At 36.6% G+C, this 24,959-nt stretch carries 17 protein-coding genes; 7 read left to right on the forward strand and 10 right to left on the reverse strand.

Features of this window, described 5'->3' with window-relative positions:
• Positions 1–77: 77 nt before the first annotated feature.
• Positions 78–1,103, forward strand: a complete 1,026-nt coding sequence (locus QZV03_RS06775) for a glycosyltransferase (protein WP_296875189.1) — start codon at positions 78–80, stop codon at positions 1,101–1,103.
• A complete protein-coding gene (locus QZV03_RS06780; RefSeq protein WP_296875191.1) occupies positions 1,100–1,804 on the forward strand; it encodes a PD-(D/E)XK nuclease family protein in 705 nt (234 codons plus the stop codon). Before QZV03_RS06775 ends, QZV03_RS06780 begins: the two co-directional genes overlap by 4 nt.
• Here the strand turns inward: QZV03_RS06780 and QZV03_RS06785 are convergent, their stop codons facing one another.
• The 6 genes from QZV03_RS06785 to QZV03_RS06810 all read right to left on the reverse strand — a co-directional run bounded on the left by QZV03_RS06785 (position 1,805) and on the right by QZV03_RS06810 (position 18,892).
• A complete protein-coding gene (locus QZV03_RS06785; protein WP_296875193.1) occupies positions 1,805–2,497 on the reverse strand; it encodes a class I SAM-dependent methyltransferase in 693 nt (230 codons plus the stop codon).
• Positions 2,498–2,509: 12 nt separating this feature from the next.
• On the reverse strand, positions 2,510–2,983 hold the full coding sequence (locus QZV03_RS06790) for an isoprenylcysteine carboxylmethyltransferase family protein (protein ID WP_296875195.1): 474 nt from the start codon (positions 2,981–2,983) through the stop codon (positions 2,510–2,512).
• Between the two features lie 80 nt (positions 2,984–3,063).
• On the reverse strand, positions 3,064–4,800 hold the full coding sequence (locus QZV03_RS06795; RefSeq protein WP_296875197.1) for a Na+/H+ antiporter NhaC family protein: 1,737 nt from the start codon (positions 4,798–4,800) through the stop codon (positions 3,064–3,066).
• A 201-nt stretch (positions 4,801–5,001) separates the two neighbouring features.
• Positions 5,002–6,438 (reverse strand): GNAT family N-acetyltransferase, encoded by a 1,437-nt coding sequence (locus QZV03_RS06800; protein ID WP_296875199.1) that lies wholly within the window; start codon positions 6,436–6,438, stop codon positions 5,002–5,004.
• Positions 6,439–6,588: 150 nt separating this feature from the next.
• Positions 6,589–10,047, reverse strand: a complete 3,459-nt coding sequence (locus QZV03_RS06805) for a C1 family peptidase (protein ID WP_296875201.1) — start codon at positions 10,045–10,047, stop codon at positions 6,589–6,591.
• Between the two features lie 49 nt (positions 10,048–10,096).
• The gene (locus QZV03_RS06810; RefSeq protein ID WP_296875203.1) at positions 10,097–18,892 is read right to left on the reverse strand and encodes a right-handed parallel beta-helix repeat-containing protein; all 8,796 of its coding nucleotides are present in this window, start codon (positions 18,890–18,892) and stop codon (positions 10,097–10,099) included.
• 196 nt (positions 18,893–19,088) lie between these two features.
• Between QZV03_RS06810 and QZV03_RS06815 the strand changes: the two genes are divergently transcribed.
• From QZV03_RS06815 to QZV03_RS06830, 4 genes are all read left to right on the forward strand, one after another.
• On the forward strand, positions 19,089–20,039 hold the full coding sequence (locus QZV03_RS06815; RefSeq protein ID WP_296875205.1) for a ketopantoate reductase family protein: 951 nt from the start codon (positions 19,089–19,091) through the stop codon (positions 20,037–20,039).
• A 186-nt stretch (positions 20,040–20,225) separates the two neighbouring features.
• Positions 20,226–20,711, forward strand: coding sequence for a hypothetical protein (locus tag QZV03_RS06820; RefSeq protein WP_296875207.1), 486 nt, complete (start codon positions 20,226–20,228; stop codon positions 20,709–20,711).
• A gap of 1 nt (position 20,712) precedes the next feature.
• Complete coding sequence (locus QZV03_RS06825; RefSeq protein WP_296875210.1) at positions 20,713–21,156, forward strand: hypothetical protein; 444 nt, start codon at positions 20,713–20,715, stop codon at positions 21,154–21,156.
• Positions 21,156–21,419, forward strand: coding sequence for a hypothetical protein (locus QZV03_RS06830; protein ID WP_296875212.1), 264 nt, complete (start codon positions 21,156–21,158; stop codon positions 21,417–21,419). Before QZV03_RS06825 ends, QZV03_RS06830 begins: the two co-directional genes overlap by 1 nt.
• On the opposite strand, the gene QZV03_RS06835 is transcribed toward QZV03_RS06830, so the two are convergent.
• The gene (locus tag QZV03_RS06835) at positions 21,411–21,680 is read right to left on the reverse strand and encodes a hypothetical protein (protein ID WP_296875214.1); all 270 of its coding nucleotides are present in this window, start codon (positions 21,678–21,680) and stop codon (positions 21,411–21,413) included. The two genes, QZV03_RS06830 and QZV03_RS06835, sit on opposite strands and share 9 nt — an antisense overlap.
• A gap of 9 nt (positions 21,681–21,689) precedes the next feature.
• A complete protein-coding gene (locus tag QZV03_RS06840; RefSeq protein ID WP_292601247.1) occupies positions 21,690–21,881 on the reverse strand; it encodes a hypothetical protein in 192 nt (63 codons plus the stop codon).
• Positions 21,882–21,933: 52 nt separating this feature from the next.
• Between QZV03_RS06840 and msrA the strand changes: the two genes are divergently transcribed.
• On the forward strand, positions 21,934–22,860 hold the full coding sequence (msrA, locus tag QZV03_RS06845; protein WP_394350678.1) for a peptide-methionine (S)-S-oxide reductase MsrA: 927 nt from the start codon (positions 21,934–21,936) through the stop codon (positions 22,858–22,860).
• Between the two features lie 430 nt (positions 22,861–23,290).
• Here the strand turns inward: msrA and QZV03_RS06850 are convergent, their stop codons facing one another.
• Positions 23,291–23,818 (reverse strand): group II intron maturase-specific domain-containing protein, encoded by a 528-nt coding sequence (locus QZV03_RS06850; RefSeq protein WP_342764231.1) that lies wholly within the window; start codon positions 23,816–23,818, stop codon positions 23,291–23,293.
• Positions 23,819–24,267: 449 nt separating this feature from the next.
• Positions 24,268–24,959: group II intron maturase-specific domain-containing protein (locus QZV03_RS06855; protein ID WP_296875218.1), on the reverse strand; the 692-nt coding region annotated here is incomplete at its 5' end.

Below are 24,959 nucleotides of genomic sequence, written 5' to 3' on the forward strand. Positions count from 1 at the left end.
CCAAAATATTGTAATTAACAATATATATTTTAAACATTAAATAGATTATTGTAAAAATTATATCGATTTGATGAATTATGGTAAAAATTTCAGTGATAGTTCCCGTATACAATACCGAAAGCTATCTAAGGCAGTGCATTGACAGCATTTTAAATCAGACATTTGAAGACATTGAAATAATCTGTGTAAATGACGGCTCAACCGACGGATCACTTGACATATTAACCGATTTTGAAAAAAGAGACACAAGGGTCAAGGTTTACACACAAGAAAATCAGGGTGTCGGAGTCGCCAGAAACAGGGGATTAGAATATGCCTGTGGAGAATATATGTACTTTATGGACAGTGACGATTATCTGAATGATAATGCGCTTGAGGACGTTTTAGATATTATAGAAGAAAAACATGCCGATTTTGTAATGTTTAAAATCAGAAACTTCAATGAAGACAGCGGCGAAATCATAGATGATGACTACTACAATATGCCATACCTAAAAGAGGCAGTAGGGGATGAAACCTTCAACTATTCAGATGTTTCAAAAATGGCACTGAATTTATGTGTCTGCCAACCTGGAATCCTATTCAATCATGAATTCATCAGGGACATCAGATTTCCCGAAGGCCTGCTTTTTGAGGACAATGTCTTTTTTACAGAAGCACTTTTTAAGGCTAAAAGAATCGTATTTTATGATGAATTTCTCTATAACCGAAGAAAGCATACAGAATCCACAACAACCCAAATAAGTCTAAAGTCACTGGATACAATCGATATAACAAACATGTTGCTTGATTTGTGTGATGAATACAATCATAGCCTGCATAAAAAAGAACTGTACTACAGGATTTTCATCAATATCTACAATATATTTAAAAAGGCGGATCCTGCATCAAAGGAAAAGTTGTTTGAAAAAATAAAAGAGAATTATCTGAAATACCAAGAGAAGTGGGAAGGCGACGATTACTTTAAAAATAAGTTAGACCCTAAATATAAACATATCTACAGCTGTGCGTTAAAATCAAAAAATGCAGATAAATTCGAGTCCTGTGTAGAAAGTTATGGAAAAGAATCCAGATTAAAAAAATTAAGGAAAAAATTATTATGAAGCTATCCAAATCAAAAATAAATACCTATCTCAAATGCCCATTGGAGTTTAAATTCCAGTATATTGATGAAATAGAGGTTGAGCCTAATGTCTATATGCAGATAGGCACCAATGTGCATCTGATTGCCGAGAAGTTCTCTGAAAAGTTCGGCGATGAACTGGACGGAGTTGACATTGAAAATGAACTGGTTAAGATAGCTTTTGAAGAGAACCTATATGATCTGGACAACCACATCGAGAATCTGGCAACATTTTTCAGGGAAGTCTTTGTTGAAAGCGACTACAAGCTGTTTTCACAGGAGGAGTACCTTCTTGATGAAACACATCGGTTTTCAGGAATATGCGACATCATTCTTGAGGATGAAAACGGTGATTTAGTGGTTGTCGACTACAAGACCGGAAATTCAAATTCATTTTCAAAGTATCGCCGTGAACTGTGCTATTATAAGTTGCTTGTTGAAAATGTCTGTGAAAGGGACGTTTCAAGTGTGGGAATATTCTTTACAAAAAACGGTCGTTTAAGGTTGCTTGATGTATGTGATGAGGAAAATAAGCGCAAGTTCCTTCATTCACGTGAGATTGATGAGGCAATCGATACATTCTACCATGTCAGAAATGAAGTAAACAAGGGCAATTTCTATCCTAAAAGACAATTCTTATGCAAGTTCTGCACATATAAACATATCTGTGATGCATACTGATTATTTTTTTGCAACAATTGTCATCCATTCTACCAGTTTATCGGTAAACGCCCGATGATTATAGTCATCAGCAATCCTTTTTACCTCACCATTGGACTTGACAATTTCCTCTTTGTTTTTTGCGTCCCTCAGATATACTGTAATTTCACCATAACCGTTGTTTTCTAAAAATTGAGTTAACTCCTCATCATTATAAACGGTCATGTCTATGAGTTTTTGAGATATTTTCATAGGAAGATTGTCTGATCCGTTTGACTCCATTCCAATCAGGAATATTCCACCAGGTTTTAAAACCCTTTTAACTTCACCAAATGCCTTTTCAATATCTGGCCAGAAATAGACTGTTTCAAATGCTGTTACAATGTCAAATTTGTCATCATCAAACGGCAGGGACAACACATTTCCTTCAAGCACTTCAACCTTTCCCTTGCTGACGTATTCCTCATTGACCTCTCTTGACAGTTTGACACTTTCAATGCTGTAGTCAACGCCATATACCTTTTTTGCCTTTGATGCCATTCTGTTGATGTTAATTCCTCCACCGCATCCGACATCCAAGATTATATCGTCACTTTTGATGTCCAAATGCATCAGGTTCCACAATGCCACTGGAGTGTGTTCCTTGTTCATAGATTTTAATTGTATGTTTCCAAGTTTTCCTTTCGGCTTTCTCATATTTTCAAAAATTCCCATGTTATCATATCCTTAAGAACGGAACAAATCTTGATACATTTCTTGAATACTCGGCATAACTCTCACCGAATTTATCGAAAGCCACTTCTCTTCTGTTTTCATCATGGCTATTGTCAAAATAAGCCAGCATATTACAGGCAATATCAACAGATACAAATTATTGGAGATGAATGTCAAACCTGTCACTGCATAAAGAAACGCAGCATAGATTGTGTGTCTAACCAAAGCGTAAATCCCTGTTGTGACCAGCTTGTTTGATTTGATATTTTTGTCGATTCTAGAGTTTAACACCGCAAGTAGCCAGAAAATGATTCCCAAAGTAATCAATACAATTCCAATAACTGCCATTATCAATCCGTTGGACTTAAATGCGGGAATCATATTGTAGTAGGACAACAAAATTACAGTTGCTGTTGCAATAATGATTGGAAAAATTAAAAATGGTCCCACTCCAAAAAGCGGCAGATGATTGTCCTTATCGTTCATATATATTAATTTATACAAAATGATATAAATATTTTTAGGCATACCTAAATTTAAACAAAATTAAAAAAAATAAGTGAAGTTTAAGAGGAGGCCTCTTCAACTTCTTCAAAGTCTACCTTTTCACCTAGTATTCTCAGTCCAACAAACATCACGATTACACCAGCAACCAATGAGACGTAGAACGGTACGCCTAAACCTGCTGGGATGTAACCAATGAGTATTGCTACTAAAGCAACGAATATTGCATAATAGATTTGTGTTTGAACGTGGTCAATGTGGTTACAGCTTGTACCCATAGATGAAAGGATAGTTGTATCTGAGATTGGAGAACAGTGGTCTCCGAAAATTGCACCGGTCAATACTCCACTTGTACATACGATTGTGAAGTTCATGTCTCCGGTACTTACAGCCCATGCAAGAGGAATGGCCAATGGCATCAATATACTCATTGTACCGTATGCTGTACCTGTTGCAAATGAAATCAGCGCACCCAATATGAAAATCAGGGAAGGTACAATCCATGCAGGAATGGTACTGCTTAAAACACCAACAAGATAATCAGCGGTTCCAACTTCACCGATTACTCCACCAAGGGACCATGCAAGAAGCAGGATTACACCGGTGATAACGATGGTTTTCATACCGCCGATCCATTCGGATATTGCATCTTCAATGGTGAGTATGCGTTCACCCACAGCCATTACGATTGCAACGATGGATGCAAGAAGTGCAGCCTGGAAGAGTGCAACGGAAGCGTCAGATTGTGATAATGCTTCAAATATACCGTTGAATGATAACGGTGAAGTTTTCATCAAGGTAATGAGAGCTTGGTCTTCTCCACCTAAAATGGTGGTGTATCCGCTCCAGTAGAATGCTATCAATGCACCGATAATCAGTGTTCCAATAGGAATGATTGCATTCCAGACAGACAGTTTGATTCCTTCAACTGGTTTTACTTCATCAAAACCAGGTGCTTCAGGAACAACGATTTCTTCATCTTCTTTTCTGGCACGTGCTTTTTGTTCTGCTTTTTTCATCGGACCGAATTCATATAATGTAATTGCTGAGATTACAATGAATAAAAGGATAAATATATTGTAGAATCTGTATGGAATTGTTTGAAGGAATATTCCAAATCCGGTTACGTTGGTCACACCAACTGATTGGAAACCGGCAGCAATTAAACTGATTTCTAATCCAATCCAGGTGGATATAATTGCAATTCCCGCTACAGGAGCTGCAGTTGCATCCACAACAAATGCCAATTTTTCTCTAGATACTTTAAGTTTGTCCATTACCGGCCTCATGATAGGACCGACAATCAATGAGTTTGCATAATCGTCAAAGAATACACATAATCCTAAAACCCATGTGAACAGTTGAGCTTTTCTTGGAGTGTCCGCCCTTTTAGCGAATGCGTCAGCAAGAGCCTTTGCCCCACCCATTTTTGTAATCAATTGGATTACTCCTCCAATGAGAAGACATTGGAGAATGATTCCTGCATTCCATGGATCTGCCATACAAGAAATAATCTGTGAACCTAAATCCAGGAAAGCATTGATTATAGTTGAGATGATGTTTAAATCATTGCAACATAACATGAATTCCCCAACAAAAACACCGATGAATAATGACAATATTGTCTCTTTTGTAATAAATGCCAATGCTATAGCAACAAGTGGCGGTAATAATGTTAATATTCCGAATCTAACGGAATTGTCAGCGTTTGCCGGTGTTGTTGAAATCCATAATGATAAAACAAAAAGGAGTATAATTGAAACAGCAGCAACTAATCCTAATTTCATTTTCTCATTCATTTATTATCACACCATTTTCCTATACATTTGTTAAAATAATCTTAATAATTTTAAACAAAGATAAGTTAATGAATATTAACTTAAAATGTACACTTTAATATTGGTTTTAATAGTATAAAAATATTATTTTATAAAAATAAATGAATAAAAATTATAATATTATATTTTTTTAAATAGAATATATAATTATATAAAAAATAGTTAATTTTTTAAACAATCCTTATTAATTTTAGTTATAATTTCAACAAAATCTTCATCATCACCAAATTGTTTTAAATATTTTAAACAGATTTCATGAGGATTTGAGTCAGCGTTCTCATAAAAATACTTTTCAAAATCATTATAGTTAACAATATCCATTCCATATTTCTCCCAAAAATGCAAAGGATGATTATTTAGGAAAACATAACCTTCAGAAGTGATTTTATTGTCATTAAAGTAATTATTATCCCTTAAAAATGAATTCAATTTTTCCCACCTGATGTTATATGTATGTTCAATAGTGAATATTGAATATTCAAGTTCTATTTTTGATTCAACCAACCTTAAGAATTTGTATGCGACGAAACGGATATCCTCCTTAAAATCACTTTCATGAGTGTTGACATATTCAAAGAGATTTTCCTCAGTCCTTTCGAGGTCGAATTCAAGATTGATACCACAGAAATGGCAGAACCTGTCATGGTCATCAACAGGCATGCTGCAATATGGACAGACCTCGATGTGTGATGTTATTGTAGGTACAGGATTTTCATTGAAAAGATATTCCAGCCGGATCATAAGTGACTCGTTTAATATCATGCCCGCTTCGTATTCCTCTTTTATCTGCTGTTTGATTTTCAAGGCCTTTTCCCGTGTGACGTGGGCATCGTCAATCATGCTTTCTATGTAAATTGAGAAGTTGTCGTCATCACCTATTATCTCTTCAAGAGTGTAATTTTTAATGGCAAGGTTTTCCTCAAGTTTTAAAATGGTTTCCATTAGCTTTACGTCATTTTTCATGTAAAAATCTATGAGACTATCCACATATGCATCATCAACATGTTTAATCCCATCAAAGCGGAGGATGTCGTCATTCAAAGGGGCACTATATGCTATGGATTTGTTTTTCCAGTCAAGAATATGAATGCTTGAGCAAATGCTCAAATCATAAAAATGGGTTGACAGCTCCTCATTGTCATAAGCGGCATTGGACATCACATGGCTTCCTGGAATGACAAACTCAATGGCGCTTGCAACAATGTCGTCATTGACTTTCAAAGCAAAACCATATTTGATTAAAAGTTCAACGACAAAACGGGTCGGCTCCATTATGCTGGGCTTGTTGTGCTCCTCCATTGTCTTTTTCAGTTCGGACAAGAGCAACTTATTTCCCCTGTATTCCGGAAGTACATAAATATTGTTCAGTGCGGCGGTGATGAATTCCCTTGAAAAGTCGTATGAACAGAAGCCCACCACCTTTTTGTCATGGACAAGTTCCTTGAACAGATTGCATTCATTGTATTTCAATATGAAACCTTCGGATTTGATGGAATCCAGAATATATGGATAGTGCGCTTCAAGAATTTCCAAAACATCAAGTGCATTTTCACTTAAAAATACCTTTTGAGTATTGTCATCTTTAGTTATGATGTCCATTATTCTCCCTTTAAAAATGCTTTTTTTAATTAATAAGTATATAAGATTTAATATTATATAAATTGTTCGATTAAAAATTTAGTTTAAACTAAAAAAATAATGGTTATTTAGTTATAACTAAATTTAAAAAAAATAAGGGGAAAAGTTAATTTATTTTTTAACTGTTATCTTGTTTGTAATCTTAACTTTTCCATAACTGGTTTTTATTGTATATTTGCCGACCTTAAGCTTTTTGACTTTAATGGTTGCAATACCCTTCTTATTTGTTTTGGCTGTGTATTTCTTGCCTTTAATTTTAAAGGTCAGTTTTTTACCCTTCAAGGCCTTGCCTTTGCTGTTGACCAGTTTGGCTTTAAATTTAAGGGTTTTGCCTTTCTTGATTGATTTGTTTTTTGCAGTCAATGTTGATTTGATGGTTATTTTATTTGAAACCTTAAATCCTTTATAGTTAACAGTAACAGTGTATTTGTTTACTTTGAACTTGTTAAGTTTAAGGTTGGCAAATCCGTTTTTGTCTGTTTTAACCGAATAGACTTTTCCATTAACAACAATTTTGACAGTTTCGCCTGAAATGGCTTTGCCGAAATCATCATGGACTCTTAGTTTATAATAGCTGTTTGCCCCATAATACATGACAATGTTTCTGTTATCACTTAAACGTGGACGAACCTCAATGTTTTGGCTAACACTCTCATTGTTGTTTGGATTGGTGATTGTAAGTACATATTTTCCAACACCCCAATCAATAGGCAGAATAATTTCCCCATTTTCATCACTGACCTTTTCAAATTCCCTGTTGTTTAAGGTAAAAATCAATGCCTTGCCTGAAATGCCCTGGCCGTACTGGTCATGAAGGACAAGCATATAATTTGAATTAAAGCAATACACATTACTTGAAGGAAGATCCATTTTTAACAATATTTCAAATGTCAAATTCGCATGTGAAGCGTTATAGCTTCCAGATTCATAAGTCACATCAACACCATATATCCCGTCAGCCAGACTGAAAGGTATGGTTGCGTTACCATTGATAAGATTCAATGTTTGTGTGGCGTTATTGAATTTGACAATGATTCTACCGTCTTTTACAGGTCTTTTGAATTGGTCAACCACACTTACTGAAATGCCACCTCCATTGACAGAAACATCCACAGTAGTATTGTATTTTGCCAATTGAGTGAATGCCTTTATGCATGCAACCTGAGATTTGTAGGTATGCAGCGCATAGGTTTTTGAAAGATAAAAGAGATCCTCCCAGTTTACGCCGTCATAGCTTACATATGATATCTCAGGATAATAGATTGCCTTGTTGAGTGATGCAATCTCTGAAATCGGCACGGAAGATAATTTTTCTGAAGTTGTGTTAAAGACTATTTCAAATATGTCCCCTTTATATAACGGTACAACATCATCCAAATGGAAAGTATAATAGCCCGCTTTGGACATTCCACTTTTAACTGTTTTCAAAATGCCATTCACATAAACCGATAATGTCCAATTGGTTAATTTTTCGAAGTATGTTGAAACTCCAGACAGGATTTCATTGTCTGTGGCTGTGAATTTGTTCTTGTACCATACAGATGTCCTGTCATCATGCAGATAATCAGTCTTACCTGCTATATCATACTGATAATTTTTATCGTATTTTACAGTGTCATTTAAAATAAATGTATAAGCGATTCCTTCAACGCCAGGTTTTGCAAATGACTCGTCATAATATGACACATAGAAGTAACCATTGTCACCCCAATTTGGTCCCCAGCTGTTCTTCACTATCCATGCACCATCACCTGCAGCGTAACTGCCGAAATAGAAATTGTCCCTTGAATAGGTATCATTCCATCCCACAATTGTCACTGCATGGTTTGAAGGATAAAGTGCCCAAGTGAAATAGTCCTTTCCATTGTTTAGATAATAGTTGTCAAAGTATATTGAGGTTCCGACTGCACCATATTTCAGGATAGCGGTTTTAATTGCATCATTGTCTGTGTAATTGTCCCTTTTCAAGAACAGTATATTTTGGATATGCAATATGCTGTTTAAAACCGGTGATAAAACTGATTTGTCATCAAACAAATCTGAAGTTTCATTTACAGGACCCAGCCAACTTGCAAAATAACCGAATGGCATGGAATCATATCCTCCTTCATTGGTATCCATCTTCCAGCCATAATCGGAATACAGTGCAATCAGATTTTTCATGTTTTCCTCAGACAGGTCAAATTCTGTTCCTGTTGCCTTTTTAAGGCAGGACTCCAATACCGCCATGGCTGTAAATGCCCAGCAGTTCCCGCTTGACTGTTGGTCTTTAACTTGTGACACCAATCCCTCATCCACTAAGCTGTAATAGCTAGGAAAGTCAGTGATTTCAATGTCTTCAGCATTATAAATTGTATAGTTTTCCCCACCAAGATGGACGTTTAAATCCTTGGAGTCAATATAATCCTTGTCCATTGGAGCGTTGTTATTGTTATAATGATTGTTCTTTATAGGCAATCTCAACTTGCTTAATAGGGAATATACTGCTCCAGCTTGAATTTTGGCATTGTTATTTTCAAATGAGTTGGAAAGCAATACCAAATCTGTGGAATTGTCTATGAATAATGCTCCTCCGTTTCTTGCAGAGTTATTATTAAACACTCCATATGTGGATGCAAAAGTACCGTACATATGATAAACAGATCCACCATCCCATTTTGCGGAGTTATTATAAAAATTATTGTAATTCAGTGTTACTGCACTGTTTAATGTGGTTATTGCACCTCCAAATGTTGCCGAACAGTTGATGAAATCAGTGTGGTCAACCTTAAGTGGAGATGATTTGATATAGATTGCACCGCCGGCATCATCAATAGTATAGTCCTTAATGAATTTTGATCTTGAAATGGTTACGTCTGCTGTATTTTCACAGGCTATGGCTCCACCGAAATTATACGCATAGTTGTTTATGAACCTGGAATTTGATACGCTCAAATAGCCTGCGCCCATGTATATCGCTCCACCATAGACGGCGTAACCTCCTTCGAATGTGCAGTTGTTTATTGTCACTTTGGAATTGGCATTCAAGTCAGATGTGTAGATTGAACCTCCATAATTATTTCCATAACTGTCAGGTGCACTGCCATACCCATAGTTAAAAATGGTGTTTGTGGCATTGAGGGTTCCTGAATTTGTAATTGATAAATCCATTAATGTGACATTGGTCAATGTTAAAAGGGAATTCACTCTGAATCCTACACCGTCATACCTGATTATTGTCTTGGTGGGATTGGACCCTATAATGTTTACCTGTTCGATTGCCTTATAATCATCTAGATTATATTCCCCATTGGCCAAATGGATGTTGCAGTTTCCCTTAATTCTTTCCACAGTCAGATATTTATATGGATTTTGTGATGATCCATCACCATTATCGTCTTCAAGTGATGCATCGAAATAATAATCGTTATTAGCAGTTAATGCGTCATCATTATAATCTATAGCAATGGTTGTCTGGTGGTCATCAAGCTGAACTACGTCAGCTGTCTGGTTATTTATTGCATAGCTTGACGGAATTATAAATATCACAAGCAATAATGCCATAAGAATAATTTTATGATATTCAGCCATTTTCATTCCCCCAAAAAAAGAAAAAATAAATAGAGATTAATTATAATCCCTATCTTTTAACTCTTAAAGTTTTCTTAACAACGTCCTTACCGTAGATTACTTGGAATTTGTATTTTTTACCAGCTTTAAGTTTTTTAAGTATACTTTTCTTAATCTTAAAGGTAGCAACACCTTTCTTATTGGTTTTTGCTTTTATTTTTTTGCCTTTAATCTTAAGGGTAATCTTTTTGCCTTTAATAGGTTTCTTCTTAGATGTTTTTAAAGTTACTTTAATCCTAACTTTTCTAGCTGATTTTTTAATCTTTGTGTTTTTAGCCTTGATAACATTTTTGACAGTGACTTTAACTGTTTTTGACACCTTGTTGTAGGTCACTTTGGCAGTGTACTTCTTAGGTTTTACTTTCAATGTGAATTTAGCATAACCGTTCTTGTCAGTTTTTGCCTTTAATGTTTTTCCAGCTATTTTCAAGGTTACGACTTTACCTGCACCAACGGATTTACCATTGATTGTAGCGCGAACCTTATATTGGAATCCGTAATCCACTTTGGCATTGCTTGCAACCACTTTAATGACATCTTTAGCCGGTGGGGTGACCGGATCTTCAGATGACTTGTTGTTGTCAACTTTTACATCTGAGTTGTTCAATGCAATGGTTGCATCTCCTCTCTTGCCGTTTGCAATCAATTTGTTATTGACAATTGATCCGTTACATCCATTCAATGAAATTGTCTTGTTTCCTGTTGAAGTGATGTTGTTGTTTTCAATTGTAACATTTGAGTTGTCTGCATAAATGCCCAATGTTTCGATAGGGTTAACCATTGGGTAATCGTCTGCAGATTTACCTACATTTGTACCGTTGGCATTGATTGTGTTGGCCTTAATGGTTGCATTTGCATTTTTGACACCGATACCGATAGTGTAGTTACCGTTAACGGTAATTTCATTGCCGTCAATTTCAGTTTCATTTGTAACCAGAGACAAACCATATGCAGTGTTAGAGTCAACTTCAATAGTGTTGTCGACAATTTCTAAACTGGTATCATGAATACCCCAATTGTCAGCATATATACCATATCCAACATCTTCTGATTCAGCAGTGATGTCATTTCCGTTAAAAGTTGCGGTTGTTTCTCCTTGTACAGAAACACCTGCCGCATAATGGTCATCTGAAGTTACATCAATTGTGTTGTCTTCAAGGGTTATGTTTTTGCCTGAAACCTCTACACCATAGGCGTATTGGTGACCGTTCAATTCAATGTCGTTTCCAGCGATGTTTGCATCATCACAACCTGCAACTCTTAAACCGTAAAGTGTATCTGAATATCCTGCAGATTTATTGTAGTCTACGATAACTGTGTTGTCCTCAAATGTGAGGTTTTTACAGTTTTCAAATTCGATTCCGGCAGACAATACCATAGGAGCATAATCAGGTGCAGGACCATAACCCACATCAACGGATGGAACTGAAGCTTTGACATTATTATCGCTTACAACCATATTGTTAGAGTCAATTGCAAATATTGCCATGGTCCTAGTTGCCTCACCTAACTTGCCCTCATAGAAAATGTCGTTTTCAATCAATTTGGTTCCATCAGAACCATCCACATAAACAGCGTATGATTCACCGATTGGAGCGTCATAATCGATTGTGTTATTTTCTATTATATTGTTTTTACCTTCAACATAAATGACTGCATTGTTGTCGAATTCCTTATCAGCAACAAATTTGATGTTTTTAACAGCCACATTGTCGGCCTTGATGTAAAGAGCGGTGTTGTTGAACAGTGCACCGTCACCGGTTATGTTGATGGCCTTGTTTAATTTGAGTGTTCCTAAGTCTTTGAATTCTCCTTGGAATATGAGTTCATCGAATGGAACATTAGCTTTCATTACACCGTTTTCATCGAAGAAGTTACCTATTGTTTCCGGAGTTACAATGTTGTTGATTCCAGTGACTGTAAGAGTTTTGGTAGCTTCACTAGCACCGAACTGTTCGGTTGTGTCAATGAATTTGGCCTTGATATCATAGGTTCCGATGTCTTTGGAAATTAAAATGCTTTGCTTAGCTGTTCCATCCACAACAGGAATTGTTGCTATTAAATCTTCACCGAAGTAAAGTTCAACTTCTCCCTTGTTGACGACAGTTCCGTCATCGGAAGTTACGGTGATTGTGTATTCTACAGAGTCACCTTTTGCTGCGGTAATGTCATCCATTGCGATTGTTGTTGGAACAGTGTTTACGAATAACACTTCCTCATCGCCACCAACTTTTGCGGAGATGTATTTAATGCCTGTTGCATCTAAATCGTGAGTGAATTCACCGTTGGACAATACTCCTTCAATATCTCCCTTGTTAGTGGAGATGGTTACTGGGATTTCAACATTGACAGGACTGTCCAGTGCATAAACGCTTTCACCGTCAGTATATGAATCAATTGCTACGGTTAATTTTACGATGTTTCCATCCTTGATTTCGGTGTCATTTTTAATGGTCAATATTGCCCAATTGTTTACGGTCGGTTTGTATTTGTTGTTTCCGCCTACAAATGCACTTGGATCAGCATTGGTTCCCCACCAATTCTTATTGGCAGTTATGGATGGGTTGATTTGTTCTGTTGCATATCCGTAAACTGAGATGTTGTTTGCATCATTGTTGTTTATGAATACGGATTTTTCAACATTTACTGTGGTAGCTCTTGAATATATTGCTCCACCGTTTGCATCAGCAGTGTTGTTTTCAAATAAAGTGTCAGAAATGGTTAATTTACCTTTTCTTTCATAATTTGAGGTTCCAACCATGTAGATTGCTCCACCGCCGGTACCGTCCTGACCGTTAGCATGGTTTGCAATGAATTCGGAGTTTGTGATTTTCATTTCAGCTTCGGAGTGTGAAATGAATATTGCTCCACCGCTTGAAGTGGTCAATGCCTTATTGTCCTTGAATGTTGTGTTGTCAATGGTCATTCCAGCAATTTGCTGAGCAAATATTGCTCCACCACCGTTGTTTTCATTACCATTAGCAACGTTGTTTTCAATTACGGAATTTTCAATATTGATTGTTGCTCCTTTAGCAAGACCTGTACCTGAATAGATTGCTCCACCAAGTTTAGCGGTGTTGTTTGCAATAGTTGAGTTGATGATAGTCAAGTAACCAACATTGTAAATTGCTCCACCGTTATTTTCACCGGCTGTTGAATTAGCTAATGTACAGTTAATCAGGGTTAAATAGTTTGAGTTTCCGAGTAATGCACCGCTTTCAACTGCATTGTAACCGTTGATCATGATTAGGTTTTTAAGAACAACTTTTGCATCTTCACCTACGTAAAGGAGTCTGTTGCTGTTGTCCGCATCGATTACAACTTTTCCTTCACCTGTAATGTTTAGGTTGTTGGAAATGATTCCTAAATCACCGGTTTTATAGGTACCTTCTAAAAGAACGATTTGACCTTTTTTAGCGATTTCAACTGCATGAGCCAATGTTTTTACAGGAGCGTCAATAGATCCTTCGTTTGCATCGTCACCTTCAGGAGATACATAGATTACATCAGGAATATCACTGATGAGTACTGTGAACTGAGGAACTCCACCTAATGAGACGAGAATTTCCTTATCCGCTTCATCTACAGTGTATTTGAAAGTGATTTCTTTGCCTTTGCTTAAAACAACTTCGTTTAATTTACCTGAATCAGAAGTGAAACTCACTTCGACACCGTCTGGAATTTCATTTGAAAATACAGCGGTGATTGTGATTTCATCGCCTGCAACAGCATCTTTAGGGTCAACAGTCACATCCAATGTGATTTTACTGTCTTCACTAATGTCGATGTTTGCTTTTGTATTATTACCCCAGTAGTTGTTGTTGGCGGTAATGACTGTGGTTGCTTTTTCTTTCTTGTCTATTGCATATTTGTCGTCACCTTCTTTGCTGATGATGATTGAATTTGCAATATCGAATGTACCTTGGTCGGTATTCACATAGATTGCAGAACCTGCATCTCCAGCAGTGTTGTTAATGAATACACAGTTGTCAATGCTCATTGTGGATTTCAGATCATCCATAGTTTGATAAATCGCTCCACCTTGACCTTTAACATATTCTCCACTGTTAGCCTGGTTGTTGGTGAAAGTGGAATCCTTGATTGTTGTTGGGGTTCTTCCGGCAAATATTGCACCAGCAGTACCTTCAACTGCAATATTGTTGTCAAAAGTACAGTTAGTTACTTCCAATGTTCCTTTAGTTGCAGAGGAAGCTCTGGTTGCATAGATTGCACCTGCTGATTTAGCTTTGTTATTTCTGAATACTGTGTTTTCAACTACAGTGTCAGCAGAAGCTGAATAAACGATACCGTTTGTATTTGTTAATGAAGTCATGTCATTTCCAATGAATTCAGAATTATTGATTAATAAGTCTGTTTCTGATTGTGATGCAACAACTCCTCTTTTTGCAACATTTTCAGAGAAGTCACAGTTATCAATGACCATTGTGCCTTTTCTATTGTTAATAATGTTTCCGCTGGATCCGGTAGCTTGGTTTGAATAGATGTTACAGTTGACAATTGTTGAATTTCCGTCATTTAAAAGCACTGAACCGAAAGCTGATTTTGCATTTGTAAATGCAATATTGGTTAGATTAAGGTTTGCAGTGTTTTCAAATATTCTTAAGGAATTACCGTCAATGACAACATTTCCTTGACCTGAAATATCTAAATCCTTATTAACAACCAATGTTTCAGTGATTACATAATTACCGTTCAGGATTACGATTTTACCTTTCTCAGCAATTTCCATAGCATGTTTGATTGTTGCTACAGGAGCATCCCTTGAACCGATGTTGTTGTCGTCACCGGTCATGGATACATAAATCACTTCCAATACGATAGGTTCTTCCACAGTCACGGCAGTGGTATTCACTGCATCAGTAGATGTGATTGTTACGTTGTTCACTCCACCGTCAGTGGCTGTGAATATGAATTTAGCAACATTGTTTTCGGTTGTTGCCTTATCCTTGTCCAATTCGCCGTAAACTGCACTTGCTTTTACTTCAACTTCAGGGATTGAATCAGTCAATGCCTGTTTGTTTACATCATGAGTGAAGTCAACAGTGAATTCAGCCTTATCTCCAACTTTTAATGCGTCTGCGGTCAAGTTGTTTGACACGGTCATTACAACCCAATTGGATGAGTCAACGTCAGCGCATGGAACTTCATCTTCCCAGTCGTTCTCATAGGTTCCTACACCATTCAATGAGCTAGGGTCATCATTGGTTCCCCACCAGTTGTATTGGGCGTTGACAACATTGTCATCACCGTCATTGTAAATCAAGTATTTTGTACCGTTGGTTAAAAGTACACAGTAATTTACGGAAAGCTTGTTTCCATTGTAGATTGCATCACCATGATATCCGCTGCTGGTTACTGTGTTGTTGATGAATACTGATTTAGTTACAGTTGCATCTCCAAGGAAACCAACATAAATTGCTCCACCATCTCTAAATGCTTTATTGTTGATGAAATTGGATTCAGTGACTGTTAATGTAGAACTTGCACGAATAACTCCACCGTATGAAACAGTGTTTGTGTTGTTTATAAATTCTGAGCCTTTTACATCAATTACTGTATCTGATGAACCAATCAATACACCTTGTCTTGCAACGTTATTGGTGAATTTTGAGTTTTCAACAATTAAATTGCCTTTTCCGGATGAAATGTATACAATTCCATAATCGGATGAAGAACCGGTTACGGTGTTGTTGTCAAATGTGGAATCGGTAATTGTAATGTCATAGTTGCCGGAACTTTTTATTACATCACCGCAGGTGTTGTTTGCAAATTTGGATTTGCTTACAGTCAATTTACCGTTGTTTGTGATGAGGTTTCCACTAGTTGGATTAGCGATTACATTTACATTTTCCAAAATCAGTTCTTTTGCGTAACTGTAAATTACGCTGCCGTAATATGCATTTCCGCCGGTTAATGTTAAATTGATTAATGTCAATTTGGCAACGTTAGCGGAAGATGCCACATTGAATAATCTTCCTTGTCCTTCTCCATTAAGCACAACATCTCCAACACCGGTAACTTTTAAGTCCTTGGTGACTTCATAATTTGTGCCAGTGTATGTACCTGCATTTACGATGATTTCACCGGATCCTCCGTTAATGGATGCAAGTTCAATAGCCTTTGCGATGCTTGCAACAGGATATTGTTCGGAACCGTTGTTGTTGTCATTACCTTCGGTTGACACATAGATGATGCCATAGTATGGTTCAACACCTTTTGCAAGTTTAATGTCCACATTAGCTTCGCCACATGTTGCCTTAATAAGGGCAGTGTTGTCGGCGGATGTGAAGATTACATCTTGGGTTTTTCCGTTTTTAACGACTACTTCATCCTGTGAGAATGTACCGTTTTGGGAAGTGAGTTTGACAGTGTATGAATCGATTGGGATTACTCCACCGGTCAATTCCTGAATCTCGCCGGAAGTTGTGTTTACATGGTTAAAGTCTATTGTCAATTTCACTTGGTCTCCTGAAATCACTTCAGTTGCGTTTGCAACGACATTCATGATTACCCAGGAGTCCATAGTTATGTTTTTACCTTCAACTTTTGAGCTAGGGTCATTAGTTCCCCACCAGTTATTGTTTGCAATTACAACACCTTGACCGTAAACAGCATCATAACCTGTAGCTGTACGTGTTTCGATTGATAAGTCATTAATCAATGATGAATATGAAATTTCAATCAAATTCATGTCAGCATAGATTGCAGGTAAAGTCTGACCGTTTCCATTGTTGTTTTCTATTACACAGTTGGTAATAGTTGTTTTTGTTACACTACCTGAAACAGGAGTTGTACTTATTGCAACACCCTTTCCGCCAGCAGTGTTGTTTGAAATTACACAGTTGTCAATGGTTGCAGTTGCATTATATAAGTATATTGCACCAGGTGCGTTAGCTGCAGTGTTTTCAATGAATTTAGAACAGATAATGTTTACATTTGCAGCTCTTAAATATACTGCAGCACCATTGTTTGCTTTGTTACCTTTGAATATTGAATTTGAAATATCAACAGTCAATCCGTCAGCCTGGGATGAAGTTGCAATGGTTATTGCTCCCCAGGAACCGCTGTCAATATTATAGAATTTGGAGTCCTTAACTGTCAATTTACCTTTAGCGGTTGCAACATAGAATGCTCCACCTCTTGAAGTGGAATTGATATCTGTAAATGTACAGTTATTGATTAAAATGTTTATATCAACGTATGAACCAGCATTGATAGCTCCACCGTATCCTGGATTGTTGTTTGTAAATACGATGTTGGTGAAATTTGCAACTCCACCATCCATTACAAAAATACTGGTTGAGCTTGCCTGTCCGTCGATAACAACATTACCGTCACCGATAATGCTGATTGGTTTGGAATTGTTGAGTTCAATTCCGCTTTCCTTGTATACTCCTTCCTTGATGACAAGATAACCTGATCCTGCATTTGCAAGTTCGACACCTTTAGCGATTGTTAAGACAGGACTGTCTTCAGAACCGTTATTATCATCACTACCGTCAGTTGCAACATAAATTGTTCCTTCAGGATATTTAGGTTCAGGACCATCATTCAATCCAGGAATGATTACATCAATTGCTTCGCCAGTGTTTAATTCATAAGCACCGTTGTTTTCCACAATCCAATTTGATGCAGTAACACCATCTGGTAATGAATTGGATCCCCAATAGTTTGCATCTAAATTGTAGGAGCCTGAAGAAGGATGATTGACACCCAAATTGACAGTGTTGTTCTGGATGTTATTGTAATTTAAAGTAAAAGATGATGTTGCAGTATTGGAAGCTGCAATGTATTTAGGTCCAGAATTGTTCGCAATCATACTTGATTCTATATTTACAGTTTTACTCCCTGCAGATATAAAGAATAAAGAATTATAGTCATTGCCTTCTGAAAGAACATTGTTAACAAATCTGGAATTTTTTATTTCCATATTTCCTTTAGCAGTGATAAGTGCCCTTCCTTTACCAGTACCCTGGAAATTGCTAATGGTCACATTATCTAATACCACAGTACCTGCACTTTTCTCATTGTACAAAACACCAAAAATATAGGATCCAGTATGTGCACTGGATATTCCTGAATTGTCAATGATGGAATTCTTCAATACATACTCAGTATCTCCACTACCACCAAAGTCTATAGCACTTGAATAGGCACCATTTGATGATTTTGTGCCTAAAAACTTACATTGGTCAACAATCACACTACCTGAAGTATATATGCGCAATGCACCATATCTAGATTCACAGTTGTCAAATGTACAATTTGTTATAATAACATCATCATTTCCACCAATGAATATTGGAGTTTTAGCTTTAGTCATTACAATCTCTTTAAAAACCAAATTGTTGAAAACCAATGTGCAAGAACCAGACCCTGTTGTATAAAATAAGTCATTATCTCCGGATTTAATAATTACTCCATCAGGAGACTCACCGGTAAAAGTCAATTTCTTTGTACCGATGTCAATCTTTGAGGTTTCTGTATATTCTCCGTTCTTAATAAAAATAGTTTCCCCACCAGTGGCTGCGCCAACAGCGGCGGAAATTGTTTGATAGTCCCCACTACCACCTGCATCAACAGTGATAGTGTCTCCCTCAGCACTTAACTTGTCCTGACTGTCCGAAACGCTTAGCTCTTCATTGACGATTTCGCCAATTTCTCCCTCCGTATCGGTTGCTGTCAAGTTTTCGTCAAGTGGTTCATTAGCGCTTGCGGTTCCAATAATGCACAGCATCACGAGCACCAAAAGCGCACATATTAAAAGTTTTTTATTAATTTTCATTCAACCACGTTGTTAAATTTATTTGATATAAAGTTATTTAATAAGATTTCAACTTTACATTAATAATTATTATAATTATAGTATATAAAATTTAAAATTAATTTGAATTATATTAAAACATGGTTAAATTTTAATTGATTAAAAAATAAAATTAAAATGAATAATGATTATTACTTATTAAGAACAGAATATCATCATGAACATATTGGTGATTGGTGCCGGAGCGGTAGGAATAGGGCTTGCAACATCAATTGCTTCACAAAATGCAAGCGTTTCAGTTTATGCACGTGGAAAAACCGCTAAGGCAATAAGGAAAAACGGTATAAAAAGAACAGGACTCTTTGAAAACATAGAAATAGAAGATATTCCAGTCTATGAGGACTATGATGAGATACCCGAAAACAATTTCGACTACATCCTCATCACATCTAAGACAACAGCAAACGAGAACATATCAGACAATCTCAACAGCCATAAAAACATATTGAAGCAAAGTGGAAAGATAATCATATTCCAGAACGGCTTTGGAAACGACGAGCCGTACCTGAGATATTTCTCCAAAAGCCAGGTGTTCTGCGCACGCCTAATCATGGGATTTACAAGACCTGAAAGAAACATCAGCGAAATCAACTCATTTTCAGAACCGATACTTATAGGATCCCTTCAAGATGAAGACCCACACCAACTGCAGGAGATTGCAGACATCATCACCTCATCAGGAATCGAATGTGAAATAACCGACGAGGTGGACAAGCACCTGTGGGCGAAGATGATTTACAACTGCGCACTGAACCCGTTGGGAGCAATACTTGACGTGACATACGGCAAGCTAACCGAAAACCCATACACAATCGAGATTATGGACAGCATAATCGATGAGATATTCGAGGTCATAAAATCCTCACCATATGAGACCCTTTGGGCAAATGCCGATGAATACAGAGATGTTTTCTACTCAAAGCTTGTTCCCGACACTTATAACCACTACTCATCAACACATCATGACCTTCAAAATAAGATAAGAACAGAGATTGATTCGCTTAACGGTAAAGTGATTCAACTAGGTGAGCTCAACAATGTGAATGTAAAAACTAATAAATTCATATATAATATGATTAAGGCCATAGAAAGCACCTTTGAAAACTAAAACTTTATATATGTGGAAATCTAAAATAGTATTGTTCATATTGTTATGTACTATTTTTTTATAATATGAACAATGGTGATGGTTGAAATGAGCATTCGTTTGTATTCCTTTAGTGGTGTTTAGGAAGAGAATGTTCATTTGTTTTTAAAGAACTTATTTTTATTAATTAATTTATTTTGTGATACTATGAGTGAACTTAAAGAATTAGTAGAAAAATTTATAGAACTTGACGATGACTTAAACGCTAAAATCGAAGAGGCTCTAGGCGACTCAGATGAATTGCCTGAAAGCTTTGAAAAAGATAATGAAGCTCAAATCGATGAAATGGGTGAAATCTACCACAGCATCGAACACAAGGTATTTGATGAGGAATTCATAATTGTCTTCAACAGCAGCGAAGATGAAAAGGAAGTTGTTGCACTAATCGTAAGTGATGAAGGCGAAGATGAGGAATTCGTAATTCCTGTATTTACCGACGAAGAGGAAGCAAACAGTGCTATCCAGGAGTTCAGGGAAGAGTTCGGAGACATCGAATTCGAATGTGAAACAAAAACTGGAAGCGAAATTATAGCTGATCATCATGAGGATGACGCTTTCATCGGTCTTGCAATCAACGCCCCACAATGGGACTTTGTAATTGCACATGAAGACGTTCACGAATGCTGTGACTAACATGAATCCGCAAGACTATAAGGATTATCAGGAAAATAACGTTAAGGCATCCAAAAGCCAGCTGAAAGAGTATATTCAGATATATGCCGAAATGGCAAAAAAGCTTAAGAACGAGGATGCAATAGAGCTTGAAGCCGTAAAGAAAAACATCAGGAAAACCTACCCTGATGAAATTTACTTTACCCTGATTGACGAATCAGACCGCTTCGTCAAGCTGACACTGACTGAATCAAGCAAGGAATACATCATCCCTATTTTTACTGACATGAGGGAATATGCCCTTGGAAGTGCAAAGATATCCAAGCTCTTTCTGGACAAGCTTGACTTGAAGGTAATAACTCCCGAAGAAATTTCCGAATTGGCTGAAAATGATGAATATTTTCAGGGTTTTGTAATAAATCCACATTCACAGAACTTCAATATGGATAGAAACGGTGATTTCTAATGTATATCTGCCCTACTCTTGGTGATGATCATGAAAAGGACTTTCTTGTAACAGGTTCTCTGGATGATTTCAAGATTATTGTCTTTTCCTCTTTGGAGGAATATGAAAAAGGCTATGAATATCTCGAACTTAGAGACTACAATCCTACCGAAGTCTCAGATGAACTCTTTTGTGAACTTGCAAAAAATGATGATGCTTTCAGTGGTCTTATTTTAGACATTCATTCAAAAAATAAAATAATTTCAAAAGAAGAGTTAATCTAACTCTTCATCTTCTGTTTCTTCTTCAATCTGATTTTGATAATACTTATACCTGTAAGACATCTTAAAACCAGTGATGACTTCTCTTTTAGGTCTCTTTTTTCGTTTTATGTTAGGCCCGTTCATTTCCTTGAACTTGTCCTGATGGGGTTTGGCGATATTCTGGTTTTCCCTTTTGTATTGTGAAATCCTATGTCTTGAATGGGGAGCCTTATACATTCTTTTTCTTAAAAGTCGCCTGCTGGATGTAACACGTCTTAACACTTAAATCACTTATCTTCTGTTGAGGTTTTTGGTAGCGGACTTATCCAAGGTAGCCTGGATTTCATCAATTCTTTCAACTACCACTTTAATTGCCTGTTCACCTTGACGGGTAGGGTTGATACCCTGTTCAACAAGCAGTGCATCCCTTATGTCTCTTAATCTGTCAATTGAATCGATTTTCATAATGGTACTGTAAAACATTAAAATTTCCTCCTAACTAATTAAATTTTGTTTTTAGTAATAAAAATATTTTATGCATAACAACAAATTATTAAACATGTTTGAAAAACAATCTGTAATTTATCTTGCCGGCGGTTGTTTTTGGGGTGTTGAGGCATTCATATCAAGGCTTAAGGGCGTTAACAATACAGAAGTCGGTTATGCAAACGGCAGGGATTTGGCTCCTACCTATGAAAAGGTGTGCACCGGAAAAACAGGTCATGCAGAAACAGTCAAGGCAACCTACAATCCTAAAATCATTTCATTGAATGAAATATTGGAAAATTTCTTTAAGATAATTGATCCATACATCCTAAACCGTCAGGGTGCCGATATAGGTACACAGTACAGAACAGGAATCTATTGGCAGGACCCGGATGATGCAAAAGTTGTAATGGACTTTTTAAGAGAAAAGCAAATGGAATCATCTAAAAGAATAGTGGTTGAGACACATGAAATCCATAATTTCTATGCAGCTGAAACCTATCATCAAAAGTACCTTGAGAAAAACCCGCAGGGCTATTGTCATGTTGATTTAAATTTAATAGATGATAAAGAATTTAGCCACTTGACTCGTGAAGAGTATGAAATAACACAGCTTTCTATGACAGAAACTCCTTTCAGTGGAAAGTATGATGACTTTTTTGAAGATGGTATATATGTAGATGTAGTAAATGGCGAAGTTCTCTTTTCTTCAGATGACAAGTTCGACTCAGGCTGCGGCTGGCCGGCATTTTCAAAACCTATTTCAGAGGATGCGATTACCAAAAACCGTGACTTCTCCCATGGAACCACCCGTATAGAGGTTAGAAGTGCAAAGGCAAACTCACACCTGGGACATGTATTCAATGACGGACCTGGAGGAAGCAAACGCTACTGCATAAATTCAGCTGCACTGAAATTCATACCGAAAGATGAAGTGGAAGAATATTTGAAAAAATCAAACAATAGTTGTGATTAGAATCATGAATGTTGGGGAAAACTATCCATTAACATTTAGCTAATATCATCCGTCTAAAATATATAACTAAATTCAGCACACAACTATCTGCTATTTAACCTAAGCTAGGTGAAGATAATGCACAGCAATCACAAAATATGCAATGGCTACACAAACCTCTTCAATCATATTTATCACCAGTATTTGAAAATTTAATTTCATAATCACTTTTATCTAATGATGCAAGAATACCATGACCTCTTCAAGGTCGTGGATGAATTGCATTAAATGAGGGGGGTTAGATAGGATTGGACGATTACTCGTCCGCACCCTCTTTGGAACCGTACGTGTCCGTTAGTCAGATAAGATTGAGGCATTACTGCCTCGCACTCTCAGAAGAACCGTACGTGTGCCTTTTAGCACATACGGCTCAAATAGACCATTATCTTAATCAATTTGACAACTTAATCTGTCGATTTTTAAAGTATTCAGATTTATCACTATCAAAAGGCGAATAATTATGTTTAATCATTATATGCCTTTTGTCAATGTTAGTCCACCTCATTTTAACTAATTGACGACCAGAAACTGGGTCAGTCAAAATCCACCTATCTTGATGTTTATCTTCAGGCTTAGGATCAGGAAAATATTTTCTTCTAATCCATTTCCATCCTTTTTTGGGATGTAGATGTTTTAGGAATTTCTTGACTTTAATCCAAATATAATTATCCATCTTTTCAAATGCTACTGTGGAAACCATGGGTTTCCAATAATTTACAAGTCCGATAATCAATGGATTAAGAGCATCAATTAAATCCCCAACATTATGCCCTTTCATAAGTTCAAATCTTTCTGCGATTTTAGTTCTGGCATTCTTTAGAGAATCTTTAGATGGTTTAATGAAACATTTGTCTCCATCCTTAGTGTGCCTTTGCCTAGTTTCAAAACCGAGAAAATATGTTATCGGAGGACTGCAAATGGCTTACCAAGTTAATCTCCCGTCAGATACGAATAAGGGAAGGTTCAATCTATACACCGGCAAATATACAGGTTGCGAAAATATAAGTATGTCCAGACTACTTATTTCTTATTTGCAATATGATAGTAGCAAAAAAAAATTTTGCGTTGTATTCCACCTATCACTGCCGCTAACGATGCTTACAATTGTTCACATAATGTTAACCATTCTTATTCTTTCTCTTGCCCTTTAATGATTGAATACTATCATTAAATTAGGCTTTTTCTTCATGCAACTTCCTAAAATCCGTTACCAGACTAGGAATTTTAGAGGAGAAAATCCCACACAACAGGGATTAAAATCTCGCAATCGAGACTTTACTGACATTAAAAGGGTTAGGAGACCCTATCTTGTCGCACCCGAACATAAGGCTCGAGCAGAACTTTATCCGAATGTTCAATAATGATATTTCATCGATTCATGAAATAATCCTCTTTACTTTTATCATATGGTGAATAATTGTGTGTTATCATTTTATGTCGCTTAATCTTAGTCCAGCTCATTTTAATTAAATGATTCTCTTCTTTAGGGCCAGTTAATATCCATTTTCCACGATGATATCCGTCGTCGTATTCTGGGAAATATTTTCTTTTAATCCATTTCCAGCCTTTATTTTGGTGCAAACGGCGCAAAAACTTATATATTTTGTTCCATATATAGTAATCCATATCAGAAAATGTCTTTTTAGCAACAGTAGGTTTCCAATAATTGGCAGCGCCAATTATTAGGGGATTTAAAGAGTCTATCAGACTGTCAACGTTGTTTCCGTGATGCCATCTGACTCTTTCAGACACTTTGGCTTTAAAGTTCTTGATACTATCTTTTGATGGTTTAATCAAACATTTTAATCCTTTGTTTGTTTTGTATTGTCTGAAATTGAATCCTAGAAAATCAAATCCTTGAGAAATGTGTGTAATTTTAGTTTTATCTTCTGCAAGTACCAGTCCTCTCTCAAAAAGGTAGTTTTCGAGAATTTTAGGTACTTTTTCGATGTCTTCTCTGTTTCTTGCGAAAATAACGAAATCATCGGCATATCGAGTAACACGATATTTTCCTTTAGTTTCATAAAATTCTTTGGTTTCACCATTTCGTATTTGAGTTC

Origin of the sequence: uncultured Methanobrevibacter sp., from assembly GCF_902788255.1 — an archaeon.
In the GTDB taxonomy this organism is placed as follows: Archaea; Methanobacteriota; Methanobacteria; order Methanobacteriales; family Methanobacteriaceae; genus Methanocatella.